Annotated in this window: 21 protein-coding genes and 2 tRNA genes; 17 read left to right on the top strand and 6 right to left on the bottom strand. The window is 70.0% G+C overall.

What is annotated here, in order from left to right; all coding sequences use genetic code 11:
- Positions 1 to 301 precede the first annotated feature (301 nt).
- Positions 302 to 372: transfer RNA gene (locus ACFWGD_RS04895), tRNA-Gln, on the bottom strand.
- Between the two features lie 143 nt (positions 373 to 515).
- Here ACFWGD_RS04895 and ACFWGD_RS04890 point away from each other — a divergent pair.
- The 9 genes from ACFWGD_RS04890 to ACFWGD_RS04850 all read left to right on the top strand — a co-directional run bounded on the left by ACFWGD_RS04890 (position 516) and on the right by ACFWGD_RS04850 (position 10,791).
- The gene (locus ACFWGD_RS04890) at positions 516 to 1,286 is read left to right on the top strand and encodes a TetR/AcrR family transcriptional regulator (RefSeq protein WP_377777490.1); all 771 of its coding nucleotides are present in this window, start codon (positions 516 to 518) and stop codon (positions 1,284 to 1,286) included.
- Entirely contained in the window at positions 1,286 to 4,891 is a 3,606-nt protein-coding gene (gene mfd / locus ACFWGD_RS04885) for a transcription-repair coupling factor (protein ID WP_377777450.1), read from the top strand. The genes ACFWGD_RS04890 and mfd overlap by 1 nt, the downstream gene beginning before the upstream one ends.
- Positions 4,888 to 5,871 carry a MazG nucleotide pyrophosphohydrolase domain-containing protein gene (locus tag ACFWGD_RS04880; RefSeq protein ID WP_377777449.1) on the top strand — a complete coding sequence of 328 codons (984 nt, stop codon included), beginning with the start codon at positions 4,888 to 4,890 and terminating at the stop codon, positions 5,869 to 5,871. The genes mfd and ACFWGD_RS04880 overlap by 4 nt, the downstream gene beginning before the upstream one ends.
- Before the next feature lie 214 nt (positions 5,872 to 6,085).
- A complete protein-coding gene (locus ACFWGD_RS04875; protein ID WP_377777489.1) occupies positions 6,086 to 6,787 on the top strand; it encodes a lytic transglycosylase domain-containing protein in 702 nt (233 codons plus the stop codon).
- A 146-nt stretch (positions 6,788 to 6,933) separates the two neighbouring features.
- On the top strand, positions 6,934 to 8,214 hold the full coding sequence (gene eno / locus ACFWGD_RS04870; protein ID WP_377777448.1) for a phosphopyruvate hydratase: 1,281 nt from the start codon (positions 6,934 to 6,936) through the stop codon (positions 8,212 to 8,214).
- A gap of 130 nt (positions 8,215 to 8,344) precedes the next feature.
- A complete protein-coding gene (locus tag ACFWGD_RS04865; RefSeq protein ID WP_377777447.1) occupies positions 8,345 to 8,914 on the top strand; it encodes a septum formation initiator family protein in 570 nt (189 codons plus the stop codon).
- A gap of 133 nt (positions 8,915 to 9,047) precedes the next feature.
- On the top strand, positions 9,048 to 9,578 hold the full coding sequence (locus ACFWGD_RS04860) for a DUF501 domain-containing protein (protein ID WP_377777446.1): 531 nt from the start codon (positions 9,048 to 9,050) through the stop codon (positions 9,576 to 9,578).
- The gene (locus ACFWGD_RS04855) at positions 9,575 to 10,618 is read left to right on the top strand and encodes an exopolyphosphatase (protein ID WP_377777445.1); all 1,044 of its coding nucleotides are present in this window, start codon (positions 9,575 to 9,577) and stop codon (positions 10,616 to 10,618) included. Before ACFWGD_RS04860 ends, ACFWGD_RS04855 begins: the two co-directional genes overlap by 4 nt.
- A 96-nt stretch (positions 10,619 to 10,714) precedes the next feature.
- Positions 10,715 to 10,791: transfer RNA gene (locus ACFWGD_RS04850), tRNA-Leu, on the top strand.
- Between the two features lie 101 nt (positions 10,792 to 10,892).
- Here ACFWGD_RS04850 and ACFWGD_RS04845 read toward each other — a convergent pair.
- Both ACFWGD_RS04845 and ACFWGD_RS04840 read right to left on the bottom strand, forming a co-directional pair.
- Positions 10,893 to 12,485, bottom strand: a complete 1,593-nt coding sequence (locus tag ACFWGD_RS04845; RefSeq protein WP_377777444.1) for a succinic semialdehyde dehydrogenase — start codon at positions 12,483 to 12,485, stop codon at positions 10,893 to 10,895.
- A gap of 88 nt (positions 12,486 to 12,573) precedes the next feature.
- Entirely contained in the window at positions 12,574 to 12,900 is a 327-nt protein-coding gene (locus ACFWGD_RS04840) for a hypothetical protein (RefSeq protein WP_377777443.1), read from the bottom strand.
- Positions 12,901 to 13,083: 183 nt separating this feature from the next.
- On the opposite strand from ACFWGD_RS04840, the gene ACFWGD_RS04835 reads away from it, so the two are divergent.
- Complete coding sequence (locus tag ACFWGD_RS04835) at positions 13,084 to 13,935, top strand: Bax inhibitor-1/YccA family protein (protein ID WP_377777442.1); 852 nt, start codon at positions 13,084 to 13,086, stop codon at positions 13,933 to 13,935.
- A gap of 74 nt (positions 13,936 to 14,009) precedes the next feature.
- On the opposite strand, the gene greA is transcribed toward ACFWGD_RS04835, so the two are convergent.
- Both greA and ACFWGD_RS04825 read right to left on the bottom strand, forming a co-directional pair.
- Positions 14,010 to 14,516: a transcription elongation factor GreA gene (gene greA, locus ACFWGD_RS04830; protein ID WP_377777441.1), complete on the bottom strand. Its 507-nt coding sequence runs from the start codon at positions 14,514 to 14,516 to the stop codon at positions 14,010 to 14,012.
- A gap of 208 nt (positions 14,517 to 14,724) precedes the next feature.
- Positions 14,725 to 15,213: a DUF4307 domain-containing protein gene (locus tag ACFWGD_RS04825; protein ID WP_377777439.1), complete on the bottom strand. Its 489-nt coding sequence runs from the start codon at positions 15,211 to 15,213 to the stop codon at positions 14,725 to 14,727.
- Positions 15,214 to 15,342: 129 nt separating this feature from the next.
- On the opposite strand from ACFWGD_RS04825, the gene mca reads away from it, so the two are divergent.
- The 5 genes from mca to ACFWGD_RS04800 all read left to right on the top strand — a co-directional run bounded on the left by mca (position 15,343) and on the right by ACFWGD_RS04800 (position 19,390).
- The gene (gene mca, locus ACFWGD_RS04820; protein WP_377777437.1) at positions 15,343 to 16,212 is read left to right on the top strand and encodes a mycothiol conjugate amidase Mca; all 870 of its coding nucleotides are present in this window, start codon (positions 15,343 to 15,345) and stop codon (positions 16,210 to 16,212) included.
- Positions 16,213 to 16,227: 15 nt separating this feature from the next.
- Positions 16,228 to 16,593 (top strand): hypothetical protein, encoded by a 366-nt coding sequence (locus ACFWGD_RS04815; protein WP_377777435.1) that lies wholly within the window; start codon positions 16,228 to 16,230, stop codon positions 16,591 to 16,593.
- A 211-nt stretch (positions 16,594 to 16,804) separates the two neighbouring features.
- Positions 16,805 to 17,914, top strand: a complete 1,110-nt coding sequence (locus ACFWGD_RS04810; protein WP_377777434.1) for a 3-deoxy-7-phosphoheptulonate synthase — start codon at positions 16,805 to 16,807, stop codon at positions 17,912 to 17,914.
- Between the two features lie 50 nt (positions 17,915 to 17,964).
- On the top strand, positions 17,965 to 18,738 hold the full coding sequence (locus tag ACFWGD_RS04805) for an isoprenyl transferase (protein WP_377777488.1): 774 nt from the start codon (positions 17,965 to 17,967) through the stop codon (positions 18,736 to 18,738).
- A 70-nt stretch (positions 18,739 to 18,808) separates the two neighbouring features.
- On the top strand, positions 18,809 to 19,390 hold the full coding sequence (locus ACFWGD_RS04800) for a hypothetical protein (RefSeq protein WP_377777432.1): 582 nt from the start codon (positions 18,809 to 18,811) through the stop codon (positions 19,388 to 19,390).
- Between the two features lie 21 nt (positions 19,391 to 19,411).
- On the opposite strand, the gene coaA is transcribed toward ACFWGD_RS04800, so the two are convergent.
- Positions 19,412 to 20,338 (bottom strand): type I pantothenate kinase, encoded by a 927-nt coding sequence (gene coaA, locus ACFWGD_RS04795; RefSeq protein ID WP_377777431.1) that lies wholly within the window; start codon positions 20,336 to 20,338, stop codon positions 19,412 to 19,414.
- Positions 20,339 to 20,399: 61 nt separating this feature from the next.
- Here coaA and chrA point away from each other — a divergent pair, with 61 nt between their 5' ends.
- Together chrA and glyA are read left to right on the top strand one after the other, a co-directional pair.
- A complete protein-coding gene (gene chrA, locus ACFWGD_RS04790; protein WP_377777429.1) occupies positions 20,400 to 21,629 on the top strand; it encodes a chromate efflux transporter in 1,230 nt (409 codons plus the stop codon).
- 179 nt (positions 21,630 to 21,808) lie between these two features.
- Positions 21,809 to 23,110, top strand: coding sequence for a serine hydroxymethyltransferase (gene glyA / locus ACFWGD_RS04785; RefSeq protein WP_377777427.1), 1,302 nt, complete (start codon positions 21,809 to 21,811; stop codon positions 23,108 to 23,110).
- The last annotated feature ends 92 nt before the right edge of the window (positions 23,111 to 23,202 follow it).

Below are 23,202 nucleotides of genomic sequence, written 5' to 3'. Positions count from 1 at the left end.
AAGAAAATGGGGTCCGAAAATTCAATCTCATCCCGTGCGTGTCCGAGTCGACGGCCACGTACGGGATGTTCTTGAATAGGTTTTCTCAGGTTTGCTTCGCGGTGGTTCTCGCCTTGCTTGGCGACGATCGCCGCCGCCCTGACCAGCGCAAACGCGAAAGTGTCGCTGTATGCCCCTCAGCGCCTGCGGGCGGTGCTGGAGTGCGCGCGGCGAAGGCCAACGCGGCTGCGGGCCTTGTGGCGCACAAGGGTTGAGGCGCGCATGACCGGTGGCGCACATGCCGTGCGGCGCCCATGAAAAGCTCCCCCGCCAGGACTCGAACCTGAAATGCCTGAACCAAAATCAGGAGTGTTGCCATTACACCACGGGGGACCGGCGCCGCCGCAGATCGTTTCGCGCATGCACCGCGCATCAGACTAGCAATAGTGAACGCCACGCCCCGCGCTCGGGCGCGGCGGCGGGCTCGCGATAGGCTCGGGGGCATGGGTAATCCGGGTAATGGCGTCCGTCGGCGCATGAGCGGGCCGGAGCGTCGCAGGCAGCTCCTCGACATCGGCCGCGCAACGTTCGCCGAGCGTGGTCTCGATGGCACGTCTATGGAGGAGATCGCGTCCCGGGCGGGGGTGTCGAAGCCGGTGGTCTACGAGCATTTCGGCACGAAGGATGGTCTGTACCGCGTGGTGGTGGCCGAGGAGATGGAGCGCCTGGAGCGCGTCATCGCCGATTCGATTTCGCGCGGCCGGTCGCGTGCGCGCATCGAGCGGACGGTCGTGGGGCTGTTGACGTACGTGGAGGAGCACACGGACGGGTTCACCATTTTGGCCCGCGATCCGGGGTCCAACACGGGCATGGCGACGCTGCTGGGCAACGCCACCGGCCGTGTCTCCCACATTTTGGGTGCCGCGTTTTCCCGCGCGGGCCTCGACGAGGCTCCGGCGGTGCTTTATTCGCAGGCGCTGGTGGGGATGGTGTCGCAGACGGCGCAGTGGTGGCTGGAGGAGCGCACGTCCACGGAGGATGGGCCGGCGCTGGATCGGGAGACGGTGGCGGCGCACATCGTCAACCTCTGCTGGAACGGCCTGGCGGGGATGGAGGCGTCTCCGGTGCTGCGCGGCGATGTCGAAGGTCCGGCGGCGCAGGAGGGTGCCGTGTTCGGTGCCGGCGCCGAGGCGGATCCGGCGGAGCGCGTGCGCCGCGGGGGAGACCTCCGCGATGGAGCCCGCCACGATGGAGCCGACGTCGCTGGAAATGACCTCGATCGACGCGACCGCGGGGGAGACGCCTGATGGCGGGCGCGATGATCGCCCCGTTGTCGGGCGTTGCACAGGTGGTGGCGGGGGAGCCGCAGCTGAGGGGCGTCGTCAAGCATCTCGGTGACCCGGAGCTGCACCTGACGGGCAACGACCGCGTCCGCCCGCAGCTCATTGCGGCGATGGCGGCGAAGACGCCGGTGCTCGCGGTGACGGCGACGGGCCGCGAGTCGGAGGACCTCACTGCGGAGCTGCGGGCGATGCTCGGCGAGGCGGCGGCGATGTTCCCGTCGTGGGAGACGCTGCCGCATGAGCGCCTGTCGCCGGCGGTGGACACGGTGGCCACGCGCCGGGCGGTGCTGGCCGGGGTGAAGTCGGGGAAGGTGCGCGTCGTGGTCGCGGCGGTGCGTTCGCTGGTGCAGCCGGTGCTCGACGATGGCGCGGAGCCGATCCGCCTGGCCGTCGACGAGGAGGTCCCGGATCTGCCGGAGCGCCTCGAGCGCCACGGCTACTCGCGGGTGGACATGGTCGGCCGCCGCGGGCAGTTCGCGGTGCGCGGCGGCATCGTCGACGTTTTCCCGGCGACCGCCGAAAACCCCGTGCGAGTGGAGCTGTGGGGCGACGAGGTCACCGAGCTGCGCCTGTTCTCCGTCGGCGACCAGCGCACCATCCCGGAGGACGAGGCCGCCGGGCCGATGGGGGCCGTGGAGGTCCACGCCTGCCGCGCGCTGCTTCTCGACGACGCCGTCCGCGCCCGCGCCGGGGAGCTCGCCAACGAGCGCTCCGGCGACGTGCAGGAAATGCTCGTGCGCATTTCGGAGGGGCAGTGGGTCGATGGCATGGAGGCCCTCATCCCGCTGCTCACCGAACGGCCGCTGGTGCCGCTGACCGAATTGCTTCCCGACGGCGCGCACACCCTCCTCTGCGGTCCCGAGCGGATCCGCTCGCGCGCGGCCGATCTCATCGCCACCGGCGACGAGTTCATGGCGGCGGCGTGGGAGACCGCCGCGATGGGCGGCGGCGCACCCATCCCGTCGGACGGGCTGGAGGCCAGCGCCTACCGCCACCTCGACGAAGTCCGCCGCGCGCCGTGGTGGTCGGTGTCGCCGCCCGGCATGCTCGACGGCGGCGCCACCGAGGACGACGTCCTGCCCCTGACGTACGAGCCCGGCCCCGAACCGCGCGGCGACCTCAAGGCCATCGGCGCCATGATGGCCCAGCTCCGAGAGGCCACGGTGGACGGTCAGCGCGTCGCGTACATCGCGGGCACGCCGGCGGGGGTTCGTCGTCAAGCGGAGAAGTTCCGCGAAGCGGGGATCGCGTGCCGCATCGCCACGGGGCCCGAATACCCCGAACCCGGGCGGATCACCGTCTACCAGGGCGTCAGCCACGGCGGCCTGGTGTTCCCGCGCACCGACGGCGGCGCGCTGACCGTCATCGCCGAAGCCGACGTCACCGGCAACCGCGTCACCGACATCGGCGGCGGGCGCCGCAAACCCGCCAAGCGCCGCAACCGCGTCGACCCGCTGGCGCTGGAAGCCGGCGACTTCGTGGTGCACGACACCCACGGCATCGGGCGATTCGTCAAGCTCACCGAGCGCACCATCGGCACCGGCGACGACCAGGCGCGGCGCGAATACGTCGTGCTGGAGTACGCCTCCGGCAAGCGCGGCGGGCCGCCCGACCAGCTCTACGTGCCCATGGAGAGCCTGGACCAGCTCACCCGCTACGTCGGCGGCGAGCGGCCCACCCTGTCCAAGATGGGCGGCTCCGACTGGAAGACCACCAAGCGCAAGGCCCGCGGAGCCGTGCGCGAAATCGCCGAAGAGCTGGTCAAGCTCTACGCCGAGCGGCAGGCCGCGCCCGGCCACGCCTTCGCCCCCGACTCGCCCTGGCAGACGGAGATGGAGGACAACTTCCCCTTCGCCGAAACCGAGGACCAGCTCACCGCGATCTCGGAGATCAAGTCGGACATGGAGAAGCCCGCGCCGATGGACCGCGTGCTCATCGGCGACGTCGGCTACGGCAAGACCGAGGTCGCGCTGCGCGCCGCGTTCAAGGCGGTGCAGGACGGAAAGCAGGTCGCCGTGCTCGTGCCCACGACCCTGCTGGCGCAGCAGCACCTGGCCACGTTCTCCGAGCGCATGGAGGGTTTCCCGGTGACGATCCGAGGCCTGAGCCGGTTCACGTCGACGCGCGAGTCGAAGGAGATCATCAAGGGGCTGGCCGAAGGCACCGTCGACATCGTCATCGGCACCCACCGCCTGCTGCAGACCGGCGTGTCGTGGAAGCAGCTGGGCCTGGTCATCGTCGACGAGGAGCAGCGCTTCGGCGTCGAGCACAAGGAGCACATCAAGGCGCTGCGCAACCACGTCGACGTGCTCACCATGTCCGCGACGCCGATCCCGCGCACCCTGGAGATGTCCATGGCGGGCATCCGCGAAATGAGCCAGATCCTCACCCCGCCGGAGGACCGCCACCCGGTGCTCACCTACGTCGGCGCGCAGTCCGACAAGCAGATCGCCGCCGCGATCCGCCGCGAGCTCCTGCGCGACGGCCAGGTGTTCTACCTGCACAACAAGGTCGCCACCATCGACAAGGCCGCGCAGAAGGTCCGCGACCTCGTGCCGGAGGCGCGCGTCGTCGTCGCCCACGGCCAGATGGGCGAGGAGATGCTCGAGCGCACGGTCCAGGGCTTCTGGGACCGCGAATTCGACGTGCTCGTGTGCACGACGATCGTGGAGACCGGCCTGGACATCGCCAACGCCAATACGCTCATCGTGGAAAACGCCCACCACATGGGCCTGTCGCAGCTGCACCAGCTGCGCGGCCGCGTGGGCCGTTCCCGCGAGCGCGCCTACGCTTATTTCCTCTACCCGGCGGATCAGACGCTGACGGAGAATTCCTACGACCGCCTGGCCACCATCGCGCAGAACAATGATCTCGGCGCGGGAATGGCGGTGGCCATGAAGGACCTGGAAATGCGCGGGGCGGGAAATGTGCTCGGCGCCGAACAGTCGGGCCACATTTCCGGCGTCGGATTCGATATGTACGTCCGATTGGTCGGCGAGGCCGTCGCGGCGATGAAGGCGGTGGCCGACGGCGAAACGCCCGACGCCTCGGCGCAGGAACCAAAGGAAATCCGCATCGACTTGCCCGTCGACGCCAACATTCCCGCCACCTACGTCGATTCGGAGCGGCTGCGCCTGGAGGCGTACCGCAAGTTCGCGTCGGCGCAGGCCATGGAGGACATCGACGTCGTCCTCGACGAGCTCGTCGACCGTTACGGCGAGCCGCCGATCGAGGTGCAGCGCCTGGCGGCGATTTCGAGATTGCGAATTATTTGCCGCGAATTCGGCGTGCATGAAGTTCAGGCGGCGGGTTCGCACATTAAGATCGGCCCCATGGAGCTCGCCGATTCGAAGCAGGTGCGTTTGAAGCGCCTGCATCCGCAATCGACGTACCGGCCCGCGACGCGGACCGTTTCCGTGGCTGTTCCGAAGGAAGGGAAGGGCCTGCGCGCCAAGCCCGTGCGCGATGTCGCGCTGGTGCAGTGGGTCGCGGATTTCCTGACCGGGATGGCGGGTATTCCCGTCATGGACATCGTCGGCGGCGCCAACGGCGGAAAGGATCGGAAATGACCATCATCGTGTTGGACCCGCGGTTCCCCACCGCAATTCCCCTGGAGGCGGCGAATCTGCTGTGCGGGGAGGTGGCCTACACCGAGGAGGTGCCGATCCGCGTCCGGTGGGCGATCGCCGACGCCGGCGGGCATTCGTCGTCGACGGCGGAGGTGCTGGTCACCACCGACGTGGACAACGACGACGTCCTCGACCGCATCGCCGCGGGGGAGAAGGTCTTCAGCGTCGGCCTCGATGACGCCCCGGCCCCCGCTGCATCCGCTCCGGTTCCTGCGGCCGCTCCCGCAGCCACTGCGGCACCCGCCGCGCCCGTCGCGTCCGCGGCGACCGGCGAGCGTTTTCCGCAGATGGCCGAGGCCATCGATGTCATGGCCGCCGCCCGCCGCACCGGCGAGTGGGAGGCGGGCCAGACCCACGCCAGCCTGCTGCCGTACCTGATCGAGGAGGCGTTCGAGTTCATCGACGCCGTCAACGAGGGCGGCGACATCCGCGGCGAGCTGTCGGATCTGCTGCTGCAGGTGCTGTTCCAGGCGGAGGTCGCCGATGACTTCGACATCGACGACGTCGCCGGCGCGTTCGTGGACAAGATGCGCCTGCGCAAGCCCTACCTGTTCGACGGCTCCCGCGATCTCGGCGAGGATGCCGGGCTCATGCCGCTCGACGAGCAGGAGGCCGCGTGGGACGCCGGCCGCGGTGGCCCGCGCTCGCAGCCGGCGCAGTACCTTCCCGCGCTGTCGCTGGCCGAGGAGGCCATCCGCCGCGCCCGCGCCCTGGGCATGCCCGATTCGGACATCCCCGTCGAGCTGATGTGCCCGACGCCGGGCCTGGAGCTGGAGTCCGGCTCGGAGGCGCGCACGCGTTACGTCGCCCGCGAGTTCCTGGCGCACCTCGACTCTCTGGACTCGCCCGACTCGCAGGACTCGTCCGACGGGCCCCAGGACGCCGGCGACCCGGCCACTGCGTCCGAATCGCCGGAGTGACCTGCGCTTTCCACGTTGGGCGGCGTGATCCGTAGGATGGGCTCCCGTGTCCGACTTCGCTGATCCCCGTGGCGGCGGCCGGCGCGGCGGTGGCCGCGGCGCGCCGTCGTGGTCCGGCGATGCCCGGGGACGCGGCGGACGGAAGTCCTCCGGGTGCGGGTGCCTCGGCTTTACGACGCTCGCCGTCCTCATCCTCATCGCCATGATCGGTGCGATGACCATGCTCGTGGGGCCGGTGCAGGCGCCGTTCACCAAGCAGCCCATCCCGGACAACGTCCCGCCGGCGGCCGCGGAGGCCGCGCCGCGCATCGACGTCCACGCCCCCGGCCGCACGGCCGATCAGCTGGCGCAGTGGGCGCAGCCCATCGCCGAGGCCACCCGCATTCCCTCGGCGGCGGTGCGCGCCTACGGCAACGCGGAGGTCATCGCAGCCGAATCGTGGCCGACCTGCAATCTGACGTGGAACACGCTGGCCGGTCTCGGCCAGGTGGAAACGCGCCACGGCACCTACACGGGCAACTGGATGAAGCCCGCCGAGATCCAGGCCGACGGCGTCGTCCGCCCGCCGATCATCGGCGTGCCGCTGGACGGGTCCCCGGGATTCGCGGAGATCCGCGACACCGACGGCGGCGCACTCGACGGCGACACCGAGTTCGACCGCGCGGTCGGGCCCATGCAGTTCATCCCCGAGACCTGGGACCGCCACGGCATCGACGCCAGCGGCGACGGCGTCGCCGACCCGAACAACATCGACGACGCCGCGGCGTCCGCGGCGCGCCTGCTGTGTTCCGGTGACCGGGATCTCGCCACCCCGGAAGGGTGGGCGTCGGCGGTGCGGTCGTACAACCAGTCGGAGCAGTATCTGCGCGACGTCCGCGATGCCGCGGCGAATTACGCGCTGAACCAGGCGGCCTAACCCCGGTTTCGGGTGCGGTGGGCGAAGCGTCGTAAAGCGGCCCCCGTTCGGGGTTCGCGCGAGGGGTTCCCGTGGCGGCGCGATCCCGGCAAACGTGCCACAATCGGAGTCATACGGCCGGAAGGGTTCCGGCGGAAAGGTGACTTATGGCTGCCCCCATCATCGGACTGAACGCGCTTGAAATCCTGGACTCCCGCGGAAACCCGACCGTCGAGGTCGAGGTCGCCCTGGAGGACGGCTCGATCGGCCGTGCCATGGTGCCCTCGGGCGCCTCGACCGGCGAGCATGAGGCCTACGAGCTGCGCGACGGCGGCGACCGTTACCAGGGCAAGGGCTGCCAGAAGGCCGTCGACAACGTCCTCGACGACATCCAGGAGGAGCTGATCGGCCAGTTCGCGGATGATCAGCGCAAGATCGACAAGCTGATGATCGACCTGGACGGCACCCCGAACAAGAAGAACCTGGGCGCCAACGCCATCCTCGGCGTGTCCATGGCCGTCGCCGACGCCGCCGCGCAGTCCGCCGGCCTGGAGCTGTACCAGTACGTGGGCGGCCCCAACGGCCACGTCCTGCCGGTGCCGATGATGAACATCCTCAATGGCGGCGCCCACGCCGACTCCGGCGTCGACGTCCAGGAGTTCATGATCGCCCCGATCGGCGCCGAGTCCTTCTCCGAGGCCCTGCGCACGGGCGCGGAGGTCTACCACTCGCTGAAGAAGGTCATCAAGGACAAGGGCCTGTCCACCGGCCTGGGCGACGAGGGCGGCTTCGCCCCGTCCGTCGACTCCACCCGCGCCGCGCTGGACCTGATCAACGAGGCCATCGAGGCCGCCGGCTACAAGCTGGGCGAGGACGTCGCGCTGGCGCTCGACGTCGCGTCGTCGGAGTTCTACGAGGACGGCGTGTACAACTTCGAGGGCGGCAAGCACACCGCCGAGGAGATGGCCAAGGTCTACGGCGACCTGGTCGACGAGTACGCCATCGTCTCCATCGAGGATCCGCTGGACGAGAACGACTGGGACGGTTGGGTCGAGCTGACCAAGCAGATCGGCGACAAGGTGCAGCTGGTCGGCGACGACTTCTTCGTCACCAACCCGGCCCGCCTGGCGGAGGGCATCGAGAAGAACGCCGCCAACGCCCTGCTGGTCAAGGTCAACCAGATCGGCACCCTGTCGGAGACCTTCGAGGCCGTCGCCGTGGCGCACAACGCCGGCTACAAGTCGATGATGTCGCACCGTTCCGGCGAGACCGAGGACACCACCATCGCCGACCTGGCCGTCGCGCTGAACTGCGGCCAGATCAAGACCGGTGCCCCGGCCCGCTCCGAGCGCGTGGCCAAGTACAACCGCCTGCTGCGCATCGAGGCGCAGCTGGGCGAGTCCGCGGTCTACGCCGGCGCCTCGGCGTTCCCGCGCTTCAAGAAGTAACCCCGGCGAACCCCGCCCCGGCCGCGTGACGGCCCTGGCGGGGCGAGACGGATGAAGGCCCGTGAAAAGGGGCCGGGCCGCATGGCGGCCCGGCCCCTTTCGGCATGGTCGGGCGGGTATGATCCCGGGCATGGGCAAAACAGCGCGTGGCCGCCGAGGGCGAGGGGGATCCGCCGCGACCGCGTCGGATCGGCGGGTCGTGGGCGGTCTGGGGTCGCTGACGTCGCGCCAGGCGCTGATCATGGCGGGCCTGCTGGTCTTTTTGGTGCTGACGCTGGCCATGCCGCTGCGCACGTTCGCCGAGCAGCGGGCCGAGCTGGCGGAGACCCGGGAGAACATCGCACGGATGGAGGAGCGCACCCGCGAACTGCAGGCGGAGAAGGAGCGTTTCTCCGAGCCCGGGTACATCCAGGAGCAGGCGCGCATCCGACTGGGCCTGGTGGAGGAGGGGGAGACCCCGTTCCGCATCATCGACCCGGCGCTGGGCCCGGTCACCGGGCAGGATCCGGTGGGGGAGGAGCCGCTGCCGGCGAAGCCCTGGTACGAGCAGCTGTGGGATTCGGTGTCGTTGCCGCCGGAGCAGGAAAAGCCGGCCAACCCCGCGCGCGACGAAGCGACGCGGCCCGACCGGTTGCCGACCGTTCCCGAGCAGGTGCCCGAACCCGATCCCGGAGCAGAGCCCGGGCCCGGAATCGAATAGCCCGCCGGCGAGGCGGTAGGGTGAGGTTTCGGCCGACTCCTCTCGGGGTGCGGCCGTAGTCGTCGTTAAGCAGTCTTTTTTCAAGTACCCGTGAATCGGCCCGGCCCCCGCGGCCGGGACAGGAGGAGCCGACATGACCGTTGACCCCGCAGACGTCGAGGCCGTGGCCGCCCAGCTCGGCCGCACCCCGCGTGGCGTGCTGGAGATCTCCTACCGGTGCCCGGACGGCGCGCCCGGCGTGGTCAAGACCATGCCGAAGCTCGACGACGGCACCCCGTTCCCCACGCTGCACTACCTGACGGACCCCCGCCTGACCGCCGAGGCGTCGCGCCTCGAGGTCGCCGGCGTCATGCGCGACATGTCCGCGCGCCTGCTCGAGGACGAGGAGCTCGCCGCCGATTACCGCGCTGCCCACGAGCACTACCTGCGCGAGCGCAACGCCATCGAGGACCTGGGCACCGACTTTTCCGGCGGCGGCATGCCCGATCGCGTGAAGTGCCTGCACGTGCTCATCGCTTACGCGCTGGCGGAGGGCCCGGACCACTTCCGCCTGGGCACCGAGTCCGTGGCGCTGGCCGCCGAGGGCACGGGCCTGCGCGGCACGGCGATCCCGGAGGATTGGCCGACGTGCGCCGAGCTCGGCATCGAGAGGGGCGACGGATGACCCGCTTCGGGGCCGTGGACTGCGGCACGAACTCGATCCGCATGCTCATCACGGACGTGCGGCGCGACGTCGACGGCGTGCTGGAGCTCACCGAGCTGCACCGGGTGATGGAGATCGTCCGGTTGGGCGAGGGCGTCGACGCCACCGGCCGCCTGGCCGATGCGGCGCTGGAGCGCGTGCGCGGGGCGCTGACCCGGTATGCCGAGCTCATGCGCGCCGAGGGCGTCGAGGCCGTGCGCATGGTGGCCACGTCCGCCTCTCGCGACGCGTCGAACCGCGACGAGTTCTTCGCCATGACCCGCGAGATCCTCGCCGAGTGGGGCGTGGAGGCGCAGGTCATCTCGGGCGACGAGGAGGCCGCGCTGTCCTTCCGCGGCGCGGTCGACGACCTGCACCCGGAGGAGGGCCCCTTCTGCGTCATCGACGTCGGCGGCGGCTCCACCGAGGTCATCGTCGGCGATTACGACGGCGCCGTCCACGGCGCGCTGTCCGTGCCGATGGGCAGCGTTCGCCTGACGGAGCGTTTCCTCGTCGATTCGCCGCCGACGGCCAAGCAGGTCGACGCGGCGCGCCGCTACGTCGCCGATCAGGCCGAGCGCGTCCGCGAGGCCGTGCCGCTGGCCGGCGCGCGCACGATCGTCGGCTGCGCGGGCACCTACACGACGCTGTCGGCGCTGGCCCAGGGCCTGGAGACCTACGATCCCACGGCGATCCACCTGTCCACGCTGCGTTTCGACGCCCTGCGCTCCCTCAACCAGTCCGTCCTGGACACCGACCGCCGGACGCTGGCGGAAAACCCCGTCATGCACCCGGGCCGCGCCGACGTCTTCGCCGGCGGGGTCATCGTCATCGACGGCCTGATGGACATGTTCGAGGCGGTCAACGCCGAGGCGCAGGCCCAGGCGAAGTCCCGCGACAAGGCCTCCGGCAGGGCCCCGCGCGCGGGCGTGCCCCTGGAGTTCCACGTCAGCGAGAAGGATATCCTGGACGGCATCGTCGCCGGCCTGGTCGACGAGAAGCTGGCCCGCGCGCCGCAGTAGCGCCGGGCCCCGGGTCCCCGCCGCCGGTACGGCCGGTCGGGGGCCCGGTTCCTTTGTGCTTTGCGACGGCCCGCGTGGCGCGCGAGCCGTCGTCACGCCCCCGTGGCCCAATTGGCAGAGGCAGCGGACTTAAAATCCGCGAGTTGCGAGTTCGAGTCTCGCCGGGGGCACCACCGCGAAACCCCGGGCCGGTGACTGATCACCGGCCCGGGATTTTGCTCGGCCGCCCGAAGTGCGGCGCTCGCGCAACGGCCTGCCGCAGCGCTCGGGTCGATCAGGGCAGGACGCCGAACTTCTTGCCCAGCTTCAGCGCCGTGGTGAAGACTTTCGCGTAGGTCTCGCGCTCCAGCGCGGGCATGGAGATCGGCGTCGCCCGCTGGACGGTGACGGTCTGGGAATCGGTGTACTTGAGCAGGCCCTCGGCACCCTGGCGGCGGCCGACGCCGGACTCCTTGAAGCCGCCCATCGGGGCGTCGACGGAGGCGAACGTCGCGGCGAAGCCGTCGTTGACGTTGACGGAACCGGCCTGGATCTTCGGCGCCAGCTCCTTGGCGCGCGACGGCGAGCACCACAGCGAGGCGTTGAGGCCGTAGCGCGAATCGTTGGCGCGGCGCACGCCCTCCTCGGCGTCGGTGACGCGCTGCACGACGACGACCGGGCCGAAGACCTCCTCGGTGAGCAGCTCGACGCCCTCGGGGACGTCGGTGAGCACGGTCGGCTCGTAGAACAGCGGGCCCAGGTCCGGGCGGGCGCGGCCGCCGGCCAGCACGGTGGCGCCGGCCTCGACGGCGTCGTGGACCATCTTCTGCACGATGTCGAACTGGCCCTGCGACTGCAGGCAGCCCATCTCGACCTCCCAGCCGTAGCCGGCGCCCAGGCTCATGGCCTTGGTGCGGTCGGCGAAGGCGGGCACGAACTCGTCCCACACCGCGTCGGCGACGTAGATGCGCTCGACGGACACGCACAGGTGGCCGGAGTTGGTGAAGCACGCGATGCGCGCGCCCTCGACCGTCGACTTGATGTTCGCGTCCTCGGCGACGATGAGCGGGTTCTTGCCGCCGAGCTCCGCGGAGAAGCCGATCAGGCGCTCGCCGCACTGCTTGGCCAGGGACTTGCCGGTCTCGGAGGAGCCGGTGAACATGAGGTAGTCGGCGTTGGCCACGATCGCCTGGCCGACGACGGAGCCGGGGCCCGGCACGACCTGGACGACGTCCTCCGGCAGTCCCGCGCGGTAGAGCAGGTCGATGGCCAGCAGCGCGGAGAACGGGGTGGTGGAGTCCGGCTTGAGCACGATGCCGTTGCCCGCCATGATCGCGGCGACCGCGTCGGACACCGCCAGCGTCAGCGGGTAGTTCCACGGGCTGATCACGCCGACGACGCCCTTGGGGTGGTGGTAGACCGTCGTGCCGGACAGCACCGGCAGCGCGCCGTGGGCCTTGGCGGGCTTGAGCAGGTCCTCGGCCTGGTTGCCGTAGTAGCGGGCGGTGATGGCGACGTGGAGGACCTCCTCGTAGGCGGAGGCGCGGTTCTTGCCGGTCTCGGCCTGGACGACGTCCATCAGCTGGTCCTGGTGGGTGAGCACCAGGTCGTGGAAGCGGTGGAGCACGTCGCGCCGCGAGCTGACGGGGATGCGGGCCCACGCGGCCTGCGCGAAGCGGGCGCGCTCGAAGGCCCGCTCGACGTCGGCGGCGTCGCCGACGGGGATGTCGGCGAGGGGCTCGCCGGTGAAGGGGGAGGAGATGGTGCGGGTGTCCGACCCGGCGACGGAGGCGCGCTTGAGCAGCCGGTCGACGACGTCGGGCGTCAGGGGGTTGCGGATGTCCCGCGCGCCGGGGGCGCGGTCGGTGTCGATCGTGGTCGCGTTCATGGCCGCGATGGTACGCGGCGGGTGGGCCGTCCGGGCCGTTTCCGCTTGACGACGGCCCAGCTTGACGACGACCCGGCGCCGCACCCGGTCAGTTGTCCGTGTACCCCAGGCGGCGGCTGTGGTCGGGATCCCGATTGCCCTGCTCGCCGAATTCGAAGGGCTCGTGTCCGTCGACGTCGCCGTAGCGCATCTCCGGATCGACGTCCGGATCCTCGTCGGCGTCGACGTCGGGCTTCTCCTCGGCCAGGCGGCGGTCGAGGGTGTCGTGGGGGTCGGCGCCGCGCCAGCGGTCCGGCGGGTCCATGACGTAGTTCTCGCCGTCGCCGGTCATGTGGTCCGCGTCGAGGCCCTCGGACCCGTCGAGGGTGTTCTCGTCGAAGTCTCCGGTGGTGTCCGCGTCGTAGTCGCCGGCCATGGTCTTCCTCCTCGTCGTCTTTTCTTTCGGTATCCCGATCGTACCTCCCGGCGGCTCCGATTCGGCCGCGATTTTCCCGCTGCGGAAATGCCCGCGATCGGGAACAATTCGGGCGGTTGGACCGTTATACGTCTCGTAAGGCAACTCATACTCGGCCGTTAGCAGGCCGGAAGGAAGGACGACGTGCGCGAAAGCAGTAACCCCGCATTCAGCTCGCTCACCAAGACCGTCGCCCGCGGCCAGGCCGGCGCCCACCACTACGGGCAGCAGCAGTACGGCCCGGGCGGTTACGGCCAGGACCCGTACGGCCAGGGCCAGTACGGCGCCCCGCAGCAGACGCAGGATGCCCGCCCGATGACGGTCGACGACGTGGTGTCGAAGACCGGCATCACGCTGGCGGTCATCGTCGCGCTCGCGGCGGTCAACTTCGCCATCGCGGCGTACGTCAGCATGGGCCTCGCCATGATCCTCACCATCGTCGGCGCGATCGGCGGTCTGGTGACGGTGCTGATCTCCACCTTCGGCAAGAAGTACGGCTCGGCCCCGGTGACCCTGACCTACGCGGCCCTCGAGGGCCTGTTCGTCGGTGGCGTCAGCTTCATGTTCGCCGGCTTCAACGTCGCGGGCACCAACGGCTTCGGCCTGATCTCGCAGGCGGTCATCGCGACCATCGGCGTCTTCGCCGGCATGCTGTGGGTCTACAAGTCGGGCGCCATCCGCGTCACCCCGAAGTTCACGCGTTTCATGACCGCCGCGCTCATCGGCGTGCTGGTCCTGGCCGTGGGCAACCTGCTGCTGGCCGTGTTCGGCGTCGGCTCCCCGCTGCGCGACGGCGGCCCGATCGCCATCATTTTCTCGCTGGTGTGCATCGGTCTGGCGGCGTTCAGCTTCCTGCTCGACTTCGATCAGGCCGACAAGCTGGTCCGCGCCGGCGCGCCCGCCAACTACGCGTGGGGCGTCGCCCTGGGCCTGGCGGTCACGCTGGTCTGGCTGTACATCGAGATCCTGCGCCTGCTGTCCTACTTCAGGGACTAGCGGCGAGATAGCCCGAATCGGGCATAAGCGAAGGGCCCCGGTTTTCACCGGGGCCCTTTCGCATGCGCGGGAATCTAGTCCTGGAAGTCCGGGTCGTACGGCTCGGCCTTGATCAGGGTGACCTCGACCTCGTCGCCGGTGGGGGACTTGTAGGTGCGGGTCTCGCCCTCCTTGGCGCCGACGAGCGCGCGGCCCAGCGGCGAATCCGTGGAGTAGGTCTCCAGGTTCGGGTTGGAGGAGTCCGCGCCGCGGGTGCCGATGAGGAACGTCTCCGTGTCGTCCTCGTCGCCGTCGTAGTAGACGTGGACGACGGTGCCGACCAGCGCGACGCCCGACTCCTGCGGGGTCTCGCCGACGGTGGCGCGCTGGAGCAGGTCCTCGAGGTAGCGGATGCGCGCCTCTTCCTGGCCCTGCTGCTCGCGGGCGGCGTCGTAACCGGCGTTCTCCTTCAGGTCGCCCTCTTCGCGTCGCTCGTTGATCTCGGCGGCGATGATCGGGCGGTTCTCGTACAGGGCGTCGAGCTCGGACTTGAGCTTGTCGTAGGACTCCTGCGTGAGCCAGGGATTGTTGGAGTCGGTCATGGTGCCTCCTTGGTCTGCAACGCCGGCCGACGGGTCGTCGGTCGGCGGAAACGGCTGGCTGGCCAGCCCGGAATATGAAAAATCGGCCCCAGCCGGGGCCGTGAACGGGGTCAGGATACCACCGCGCCGTCATGCTGCGTTAACCGCCCCGCCGGGCGATTTCGCCGCGGGAATTTTCGGGAGGTCCCTGGGCCTCGCCGCGATTGCTTTACGACGCTTGCCGGCCCAGGAACTCCGGGATTTCGGTGGAGCAGCCGTAGACCTCGCCGGCGACGGCCTGTTCGCGGGTCTGGATGGGCACGTCCATGCGGATGGTGGTCGGTCCGCCGGCGGGCACGAACACGTCGCGGCGGCCGACTTCGGCGACATCGTAGTTGAGGGCGTAGATGACGCAGTACGAATCGAGCGACGGGTCCTCGCGGGTGACGTCGAGGGTGAAGATGAAGACGTCGTCCTCGCGGCCCTCCTCGCGGGCCCAGCCGGCCTGGGAGGCGGTGACGTCGGGCGTGGACACGCGGTTCATCTGCACGAAGATGTAGGCTCCGGCGACGATGATCACGCCGATGATGCCCAGGACGATCAGCTTGCCCGGCAGGCGGCGGTTGGTGTCGCCGTAGCGGGCGCTGCGCTTGGCGGCGCTGGCTCGGTTGTCGCGATCGCGGCGGCGATCGGCGTTGGAGGCCTTCGTGTCCGACATGCCCCCAACTGTATCGGAACGGGGCCCGGCGACCGGCGTCGGGGGCCGGGGCCGCGCCCCGTAGGATGTGGGGAGCCGGATCGTAGGATATGGGGAACCGGATCGGATACCCGGTTGGAAGGAAGCCGCATGAGTTTGCGTTTGATGGCCGTCCACGCCCACCCCGACGACGAGTCGAGCAAGGGCGCGGCGACGATGGCGCGGTACGCGTCGGAGGGCCATGAGGTCATGGTCGTCACCCTCACGGGCGGCGAGCGCGGCAGCATCCTCAATCCCGCGATGGATCGGCCGGAGGTCGTGGCGGACATCGCCGCGGTGCGCGTCGCCGAGATGGCCGAGGCCGCCCGGATCCTCGGCGTGCAGCACCGGTGGTTGGGCTTCGTCGATTCGGGCCTGCCGGCGGGGTCGCCGACGCCGGTGCTTCCCGACGGCTGCTTCGCCCGCGAGAAGGTCGAGGATGCGGTCAAGCCGTTGATCCGCGAGATCCGGGAGTTCCGGCCGCACGTGCTGATCACGTACGACGAGAACGGCGGGTATCCGCATCCGGACCACATCATGACGCACATCATTTCCGTGCGGGCCTGGACCGAGGCGGCCGAGAACGTCTACCCGGAGCTCGGGGAGCCGTGGGAGATCAAGAAGATGTACTACACCCACGGTTTCGTGCGCCGCCGCCTGCTGGCGCTGGACGACTACTACGTGCAGCGTGATCTGGTCAGCCCGCTGGGCGAGCCGCTGAAGCGGTGGGTGTCCACGCGCGGCGACATCATGGAGCGGGTGACCACGCAGATCCCGTGCGCGGATTTCTTCGACGCCCGCGACGACGCCCTGCGCGCCCACGCCACCCAGATCGACCCGAACGGGCCGTTCTTCGCGGTGCCCACGGACGTGCAGCGTAGAGTGTGGCCGACGGAGGAGTTCGAGTTGGCGCGCACGCGGGTGCGCACGTCCCTTCCGGAGGATGACCTGTTCGCGGGCATCGACCCGGCAGAGCAATAAGGAATGAAGGCTGACATGCCCCAGGCAATGGAAATCTGGAATGCCGCCGCGGCCGAGGCCGCGAATGTGACGCTGCTGGCGCAGAACCCGGTCGGCCCGATGGGCGCGGACTTCGGCAAGGCGTCGCCGATCGGCCTGCTGGTCATCGTGCTGCTGCTGGTGACCATCCTCATCATCGGCTTCGATCTGACGCGCCGGATGAAGCGGATGCGCCGCCGCCGCGCCTTCGCGGAGGCCCACGGCATGGATCCGTTCGACATCGAGGCGATCGACCGCGCGATGGCGGATCACTCCCATTCGGGCGGCGTCGACGGCGAGGCGACGGTGGAGGACCGCTTCTCGGGGGAGCCCGAATTGCGGGATCGCCGTTCCAAGGATTAGGATTTGTGACGTGCGCAACTGGCGATTTTATTTTATGAGGGGCTCCGGCAGCTGACCCCGTCAGCCATGCATCCCTGAAATCGCCACGCGCACGCCGGAGCCCCGAAGGCAGCACCCGTTCACCGGGTAGCTGCCTTTCGTCGTATCCGGCCCCTCGCCGGAGGGCGGCGACCGGCGCAGACATCACCCGACACTTTGAAAGGCCCTGGCCATGACGCCCCCGACCTCCCTGGAAAACCCGGCTTCGACTTCGAACCAGCGCGTCGTCGCGTTCCACGATCTGCCGTCCCCCAAGCAGTTGCTTTCCGACGTCCCGCTCGGCGACGAATTGGCCAATGACGTGGAGGTCGCCCGCCGGGCCATCGCCGACGTCATCGCCAACGAGGATGATCGCCTGCTCGTCGTCGTCGGCCCGTGCTCGGTGCACGATCCGGAGGCCGCGGTGGATTACGCCCGCCGCCTCAAGGCCGTCGCCGATGAGCTCAAGGACGACCTGCTCGTGGTCATGCGGGTGTACTTCGAGAAGCCGCGCACCACGGTGGGCTGGAAGGGCCTGATCAACGATCCGCACATGGACGGCTCCTTCGCCATCCTCGACGGCCTGCGCATGGCCCGCGAGCTGCTCATCGAGGTCCTGCAGGTCGGCCTGCCGGTCGGCGCGGAGTTCCTGGAGCCCAACAGCCCGCAGTACATCGCCGATGCGGTGGCGTGGGGCGCGATCGGCGCGCGGACCACGGAGTCGCAGGTCCACCGCCAGCTGGCGTCGGGCCTGTCCATGCCGATCGGGTTCAAGAACGGCACCGACGGCAACGTCCAGGTCGCGGTGGATTCGCTGGTGTCGGCGGCCAACCCGCACTTCTTCTTCGGCATGAACGACGACGGCGGCGCCGCGGTCGTGGAGACCGCCGGCAACGCCAACTGCCACATCATCCTGCGCGGCGGCACGAAGGGCCCGAATTTCGATCCGGAGTCGATCGCCGACGCGAAGGCGCGCCTGGAGAAGTCCGGCCTGCCGCGCAGCCTCATGGTCGACGCCAGCCACGCGAACTCGGGCAAGTCGGAGGTCCGCCAGGCGGAGGTCGTCCGCGAGATCGCCCAACAGATCGCGGACGGCGACGACGGCATCGACGGCATCATGGTCGAGTCCTTCATCGAGGCCGGCAACCAGAAGGTGGTCAACGGCCGCGAGGGCCTGACCTACGGCCAGTCGGTCACCGACGCCTGCATCGACTGGGGCACCACCGACGAGCTGCTGCGCGAGCTGGCCGGCGCCGTGCGCGCCCGCCGCGAGGCCCGCGGCGACGGTCCCCAGCAGGCCTGATCCGGTTTTCCGCGCGGCCCGGTAGACTCAGCCGCGTGAAACCGTTCCACATGCCGCGGGTGCTCGGCCGCCTCGCCTACCCGCTCTACGAGCGCCGGCTCGCCCGGTCGCTGGCGGGTCTGCCGCGCCCGAATCACGTTGCGGTGATGGCGGACGGCAATCGCCGGTGGGCCCGCGAGGCGGGTTTCACCGACGTCAGCCACGGCCACCGGGTCGGCGCCCGCAAGATCGCGGAGTTCGTGTCCTGGTGTTCTGAGCAGGATGTCGGCCTGGTGACCATTTACCTGCTGTCCACCGAGAATCTGCGGCGGTCGGCCGACGAGCTGGAGCTGTTGTTCGACATCATCGGCGACGTCGCCGACGAGCTCGCGGGTGCGGGCGAGGACATCCGGTTGCGGATGGTGGGGCATCTGGAGTTGCTTCCCGACGCCATGGCGCAGCGCCTGCGCCGCGACGAGGAGCTCACCGCCGGCAACACCGGCATCCAGGTCAACATCGCCGTCGGTTACGGCGGCCGGCAGGAGATCGTGGATGCGGTGCGCCGCATCGTCGGCGATGCGGCCGAGGAGGGCGTGGCGCCGGCGGACATGGCCGATCGCATCACGCCGGAGGCCATCGGCGGCCACCTGTACACCTCGGGGCAGCCGGACCCGGATCTGGTCATCCGCACCTCGGGCGAGCAGCGCCTGAGCGGCTTCCTTTTGTGGCAGTCGGCGTACTCGGAGATCTGGTTCACCGACACCTACTGGCCGGAGTTCCGGCGCATCGATTTCCTGCGGGCGCTGCGGGACTTCTCGCAGCGAAGCCGCCGTTTCGGGCGCTGAACAGCGCAAACCACGCGTCGAGTGGACTCGTCGCGGGCGGACTGGGCCGGTTGGGGGCACAATTGGGCTCATGTCCAACACCACACCGGCCCAGCCCATCGTCGTCGTGTCGAACACCCGCTACGGTTCGACGACGGATTATGCGGCGGAGTTCGCCCGCCGCACCGGGGGATTGCTCGTCGGCGGGGAGCACGGGGAGTCGTCCCACTCCACGGATGAACTCGATGCGGTGCTGGCCGAGCGGCCGGATGCGCCGCTGGTCGTGTTCACCCCGAACTACGCCGGCACGTTCGGCGGGGCGAATCTGATGAAGTCCGCCGCCCGCCAGTACCCCGACCGGAAGGTGGCGCTGGCGGTGGTCGGCATGACGCTGCTGGAGGAGGTCCGCGAGAAGGACCCGGCCCGCGCCGCGCTCGACGACGTCGCCGACCGCGTCCACCGCCACTACCTGCCGGGGCGCATGCTGTTTTCGGTCATGTCGCGCAAGCACCGCGCGGTGCTGTGGACCATGACGCGGATGATCAAGGGCAAGAAGAACCCGTCGGCCAACGAGGTGCAGATGGTGGAGGCCTACGGCGTCGACACCGACCGCGTCGATTTCGCCGAACTCGATGCGCTCGTCGCGTGGCTCGGAGGGGCCGACGGGGAGTAGCGTGGGGCGTCGTAAAGCGCCCTAAAGCTTGCGCATGCGCACGCGGTCGATGGTGTGATCGCTGGACTTGCGCAGCACCAGCGAGGCGCGCACGCGGGTGGGCAGGATGTTCTCCATGAGATTGGGCAGGTTGACGGTCTGCCAGATGCGGCGGGCCTCGACGGTCGCGGCGACGTCGTCCAATCCGGCGTACTCGGAGAAGTGCGCGCCCGGCGCCCGGAACGCGGTGTGGCGCAGCTTGAGGAAGCGCTCGATGTACCAGCGCTCGATGTCCTCGCGGCGGGCGTCGACGTAGACGGAGAAGTCGAAGAGGTCGGAGACCATGAGCATCGGGCCGGTCTGCAGGACGTTGAGGCCCTCGACGATGAGGATGTCCGGCTGGTCGACGATCTCGAACTCGCCCGGCACGCGGTCGTAGGCGGTGTGCGAGTAGACGGGGGCCTTGACCTCGCGCACGCCTGCCTTGACCGAGGTGACGAAGCGCATGAGCCCGCGCTGGTCGTACGACTCGGGGAAACCCTTGCGGTTCATGATGCCCCGCCGGTTGAGCTCGGCGGACGGGTGCAGGAAGCCGTCGGTGGTGATCAGGTCCACGCGCGGGTTGGTGTCCCAGCGCTCCAGCAGCACCTGCAGCAGGCGGGCGGTGGTGGACTTGCCCACGGCCACCGACCCGGCGACGCCGATGATGAACGGCACGCCGTGGTACTCCTCGCCGAGGAACGTCGCGGTGGTGCGGTTGAGCTCGCGGTGGGCCTGCACGCGCAGGTGGATCAGGCGCGACAGCGGCAGGTAGACCTCGGCGACCTCGTCGAGGTCGATGTTTTCGCCGATGCCGGAGAGCCGCTCGGCCTCCTCCGCGGTGAGCACCTGGGGCATCGACTTGCGCAGTTCGCGCCACTGCCGCCTGTCGAACTCCAGGTAGGGGCCGGGTGCCTGCGCGCGGGTCATGGCCCCATCATGCCAACCGGGCGTACTGCGCGGGAAGACCGGGTGCCATAACATTTCCCCCATGGTCGAAAGGGAGCGCGAGGACATTGCAGGCGGTACGGCACCCGAACGGGGCTCGGTCGGCGAGGTGTTCTCCGCGTTCGGGCTGCTGGGGCTGACGTCCTTCGGCGGGCCCGTCGCGCACCTGGGCTACTTCCGCGAGGAGTTCGTGGGCAAGCGCAAGTGGCTCACCGATTCCGAGTACGCCGACGTCGTCGCGCTGTGCCAGTTCCTCCCCGGGCCTGCGTCGTCGCAGGTCGGCATGGCCTTGGGCTGGCGCCGCGCCGGGCTGCCGGGCATGCTTACGGCCTTCATCGGCTTTACGACGCCCTCCGCCGTCGTCCTTGCCCTCGCCGCCGTTGGAGTGGCGTACTTCGGCGATCTGGGTGGTCCGATCGCGGGGTTGAAGGCGGCGGCCGTCGCCGTCGTGGCCGTCGCGCTGTGGGGGATGGCCAAGAATCTGGTGACGTCCCGATTGACCGCGGCGGTGGCCGTCGGCGCCATGGCGGCGACGCTGCTCGCCCCGGGCACGTGGGGAGTGTGGGCGCAGGTCGGCGCGATCGTCGTGGCCGGGCTGATCGGGCTGGCGATGATCCGCGGCGGTGATCGGGGTGGTGACCGTGGCGATGGGGCCGACGAAGAGGCCGAAAAGCAGTCGGCACAGCCCGCGCACCTCGCCTATGCGGTGCCGGCGTGGGCGTCGATCGCCGCGGCCGTCGCCTTCGCGGTGATCCTGGCCATCGCCGCGGCGCAGTGGTGGGGCACCTACTACTGGGCCGGTGCGCTGGTCTTCGGCGGCGGCCACGTGGTGCTGCCGCTGCTCGAGGGCGGCCTGGTCCCCGGCGCCGTCGACGCCGACACCTTCCTCGCCGGATACGGCCTGGCCCAGGCGGTGCCCGGCCCGCTGTTCACCTTCGCCTCCTATCTCGGCATGGCCGAGGCCGGGGTGCTCGGTGCGCTGGTCGCGACGCTGGCGATCTTCCTGCCATCGATGCTGCTGCTCATCGCCGTCATGCCGGTGTGGGCCAAGCAGGCGGCGAACCCGAAGGCCCGCGGCGCGGTCGCCGCCATCAACGCCGCCGTCGTCGGCCTGCTGGCCGCCGCGTTCTACGACCCGGTGTGGACTCACGGCATCTCGGGGCCCGGCACCTTCGTCGTCGCCGTCGTCGCGCTGGCCGCACTGACCACCTTCAAGCTCCCCGCCTGGGCCGTGGTGCTGTCGGCCGGCGCCGTCGGCTGGATCGTGTTCTAGGCCGCAGCCGGATCGGGGGACGGGGGGAGCGGGCGGCGGGGCGTCGCAAAGCAGGCGCGTGGGGCCCGGAAACCGGGCACCGGGGGCGGCGCCAGGTACCGAATCGGCCCGGTCGGGGGTGGGGGACTACGATGGCCTTTCGAACCCGTAGCTTCCTTTCGAAAGGTTGTTGGCCACCCATGACCGGTACTCCCAGCGATGACGTCCGCTACCAGTCCCTCAGCGAGCTCGACCCGGCAGTCGCCGAGGCCATGGCCGGCGAACTCGCCCGCCAGCGCGACACGCTGGAGATGATCGCCAGCGAGAACTTCGTCCCCCGCGCCGTCCTGCAGGCGCAGGGATCGGTGCTGACCAACAAGTACGCCGAGGGCTACCCCGGCCGCCGCTACTACGGCGGCTGCGAAAACGTCGACGTCGTCGAGGACCTCGCCCGCGACCGCGCCAAGGAACTCTTCGGCGCCGAGTTCGCCAACGTCCAGCCGCACGCCGGCGCCCAGGCCAACGCCGCCGTGCTGCACGCGCTGATCAACGCCGGCGACCGCATCCTCGGCCTGGATCTGGCCCACGGCGGCCACCTGACCCACGGCATGAAGCTGAACTTCTCCGGCAAGCTCTACGAGGTCGGCGCCTACGGCGTGGACCCCGACACCATGCGCGTGGACATGGACAAGGTGCGCGAGCAGGCGCTGGCGGAGAAGCCGGACGTCATCATCGCCGGCTGGTCGGCCTACCCGCGCCACCTCGACTTCGACGCGTTCCGCTCCATCGCCGACGAGGTCGGCGCGAAGCTGTGGACCGACATGGCGCACTTCGCCGGCCTCGTCGCCGCCGGCCTGCACCCGTCGCCCGTCGCCGCCTCCGACGTCGTGTCCACCACCGTGCACAAGACCCTGGGCGGCCCGCGCTCCGGCATGATCCTGGCCAAGCAGGACTACGCCAAGAAGCTCAACTCCGCCGTCTTCCCGGGCCAGCAGGGCGGGCCGCTGATGCACGCCATCGCCGCCAAGGCCGTGGCCCTGAAGATCGCCGGCACGGAGCAGTTCAAGGAGCGCCAGGAGCGCACCCTCACCGGTGCCCGCCTGCTCGCCGAGCGCCTCACCGCCTCCGACTGCAAGGACGCCGGCGTCGACGTCCTGACCGGCGGCACCGACGTCCACCTGGTGCTGGCCGACCTGCGCAACTCGGAGATGAACGGCCAGGAGGCCGAGGACCTGCTCCACGAGGTCGGCATCACCGTCAACCGCAACGCCGTGCCGTTCGACCCGCGCCCGCCGATGGTCACCTCGGGCCTGCGCATCGGCACCCCGGCGCTGGCCACCCGCGGCTTCGACGAGAAGGCGTTCGGCGAGGTCGCCGACATCATCGGCACCGCCCTGGCCGCCGGCAAGAACGCCGACACTCAGGCCCTGCGCGCCCGCGTGGCCAAGCTCGCCGAGGACTTCCCGCTGTACGACGGCCTCGAGGACTGGACCATCGTCTAAGGCTTTCGAGCCGCCGCCGGGCGTCGCAGCCGGGCGTTGGCGCCTCATGACGTCGCGACCTGGCGCCGTCGAGGAACCCGCACGCAGATAGA

This window comes from Corynebacterium sp. NPDC060344 (assembly GCF_042725215.1).
Lineage (GTDB): Bacteria > Actinomycetota > Actinomycetes > Mycobacteriales > Mycobacteriaceae > Corynebacterium.
The sequence above is the reverse complement of the archived record's forward strand: the minus strand, read 5'-3'. Positions and strand labels throughout refer to the sequence as shown.

Bases quoted from the DNA above. Each gene is read 5' to 3' on its own strand.
- ACFWGD_RS04890 (WP_377777490.1), top strand. From the start codon at position 516: ATGAGCGGGCCGGAGCGTCGCAGGCAGCTCCTCGACATCGGCCGCGCA.
- mfd (WP_377777450.1), top strand. From the start codon at position 1,286: ATGGCGGGCGCGATGATCGCCCCGTTGTCGGGCGTTGCACAGGTGGTG.
- ACFWGD_RS04880 (WP_377777449.1), top strand. From the start codon at position 4,888: ATGACCATCATCGTGTTGGACCCGCGGTTCCCCACCGCAATTCCCCTG.
- ACFWGD_RS04875 (WP_377777489.1), top strand. From the start codon at position 6,086: ATGACCATGCTCGTGGGGCCGGTGCAGGCGCCGTTCACCAAGCAGCCC.
- eno (WP_377777448.1), top strand. From the start codon at position 6,934: ATGGCTGCCCCCATCATCGGACTGAACGCGCTTGAAATCCTGGACTCC.
- ACFWGD_RS04865 (WP_377777447.1), top strand. From the start codon at position 8,345: ATGGGCAAAACAGCGCGTGGCCGCCGAGGGCGAGGGGGATCCGCCGCG.
- ACFWGD_RS04860 (WP_377777446.1), top strand. From the start codon at position 9,048: ATGACCGTTGACCCCGCAGACGTCGAGGCCGTGGCCGCCCAGCTCGGC.
- ACFWGD_RS04855 (WP_377777445.1), top strand. From the start codon at position 9,575: ATGACCCGCTTCGGGGCCGTGGACTGCGGCACGAACTCGATCCGCATG.
- ACFWGD_RS04845 (WP_377777444.1), bottom strand. From the start codon at position 12,485: ATGAACGCGACCACGATCGACACCGACCGCGCCCCCGGCGCGCGGGAC.
- ACFWGD_RS04840 (WP_377777443.1), bottom strand. From the start codon at position 12,900: ATGGCCGGCGACTACGACGCGGACACCACCGGAGACTTCGACGAGAAC.
- greA (WP_377777441.1), bottom strand. From the start codon at position 14,516: ATGACCGACTCCAACAATCCCTGGCTCACGCAGGAGTCCTACGACAAG.
- ACFWGD_RS04825 (WP_377777439.1), bottom strand. From the start codon at position 15,213: ATGTCGGACACGAAGGCCTCCAACGCCGATCGCCGCCGCGATCGCGAC.
- mca (WP_377777437.1), top strand. From the start codon at position 15,343: ATGAGTTTGCGTTTGATGGCCGTCCACGCCCACCCCGACGACGAGTCG.
- ACFWGD_RS04815 (WP_377777435.1), top strand. From the start codon at position 16,228: ATGCCCCAGGCAATGGAAATCTGGAATGCCGCCGCGGCCGAGGCCGCG.
- ACFWGD_RS04810 (WP_377777434.1), top strand. From the start codon at position 16,805: ATGACGCCCCCGACCTCCCTGGAAAACCCGGCTTCGACTTCGAACCAG.
- ACFWGD_RS04805 (WP_377777488.1), top strand. From the start codon at position 17,965: ATGCCGCGGGTGCTCGGCCGCCTCGCCTACCCGCTCTACGAGCGCCGG.
- ACFWGD_RS04800 (WP_377777432.1), top strand. From the start codon at position 18,809: ATGTCCAACACCACACCGGCCCAGCCCATCGTCGTCGTGTCGAACACC.
- coaA (WP_377777431.1), bottom strand. From the start codon at position 20,338: ATGACCCGCGCGCAGGCACCCGGCCCCTACCTGGAGTTCGACAGGCGG.
- chrA (WP_377777429.1), top strand. From the start codon at position 20,400: ATGGTCGAAAGGGAGCGCGAGGACATTGCAGGCGGTACGGCACCCGAA.
- glyA (WP_377777427.1), top strand. From the start codon at position 21,809: ATGACCGGTACTCCCAGCGATGACGTCCGCTACCAGTCCCTCAGCGAG.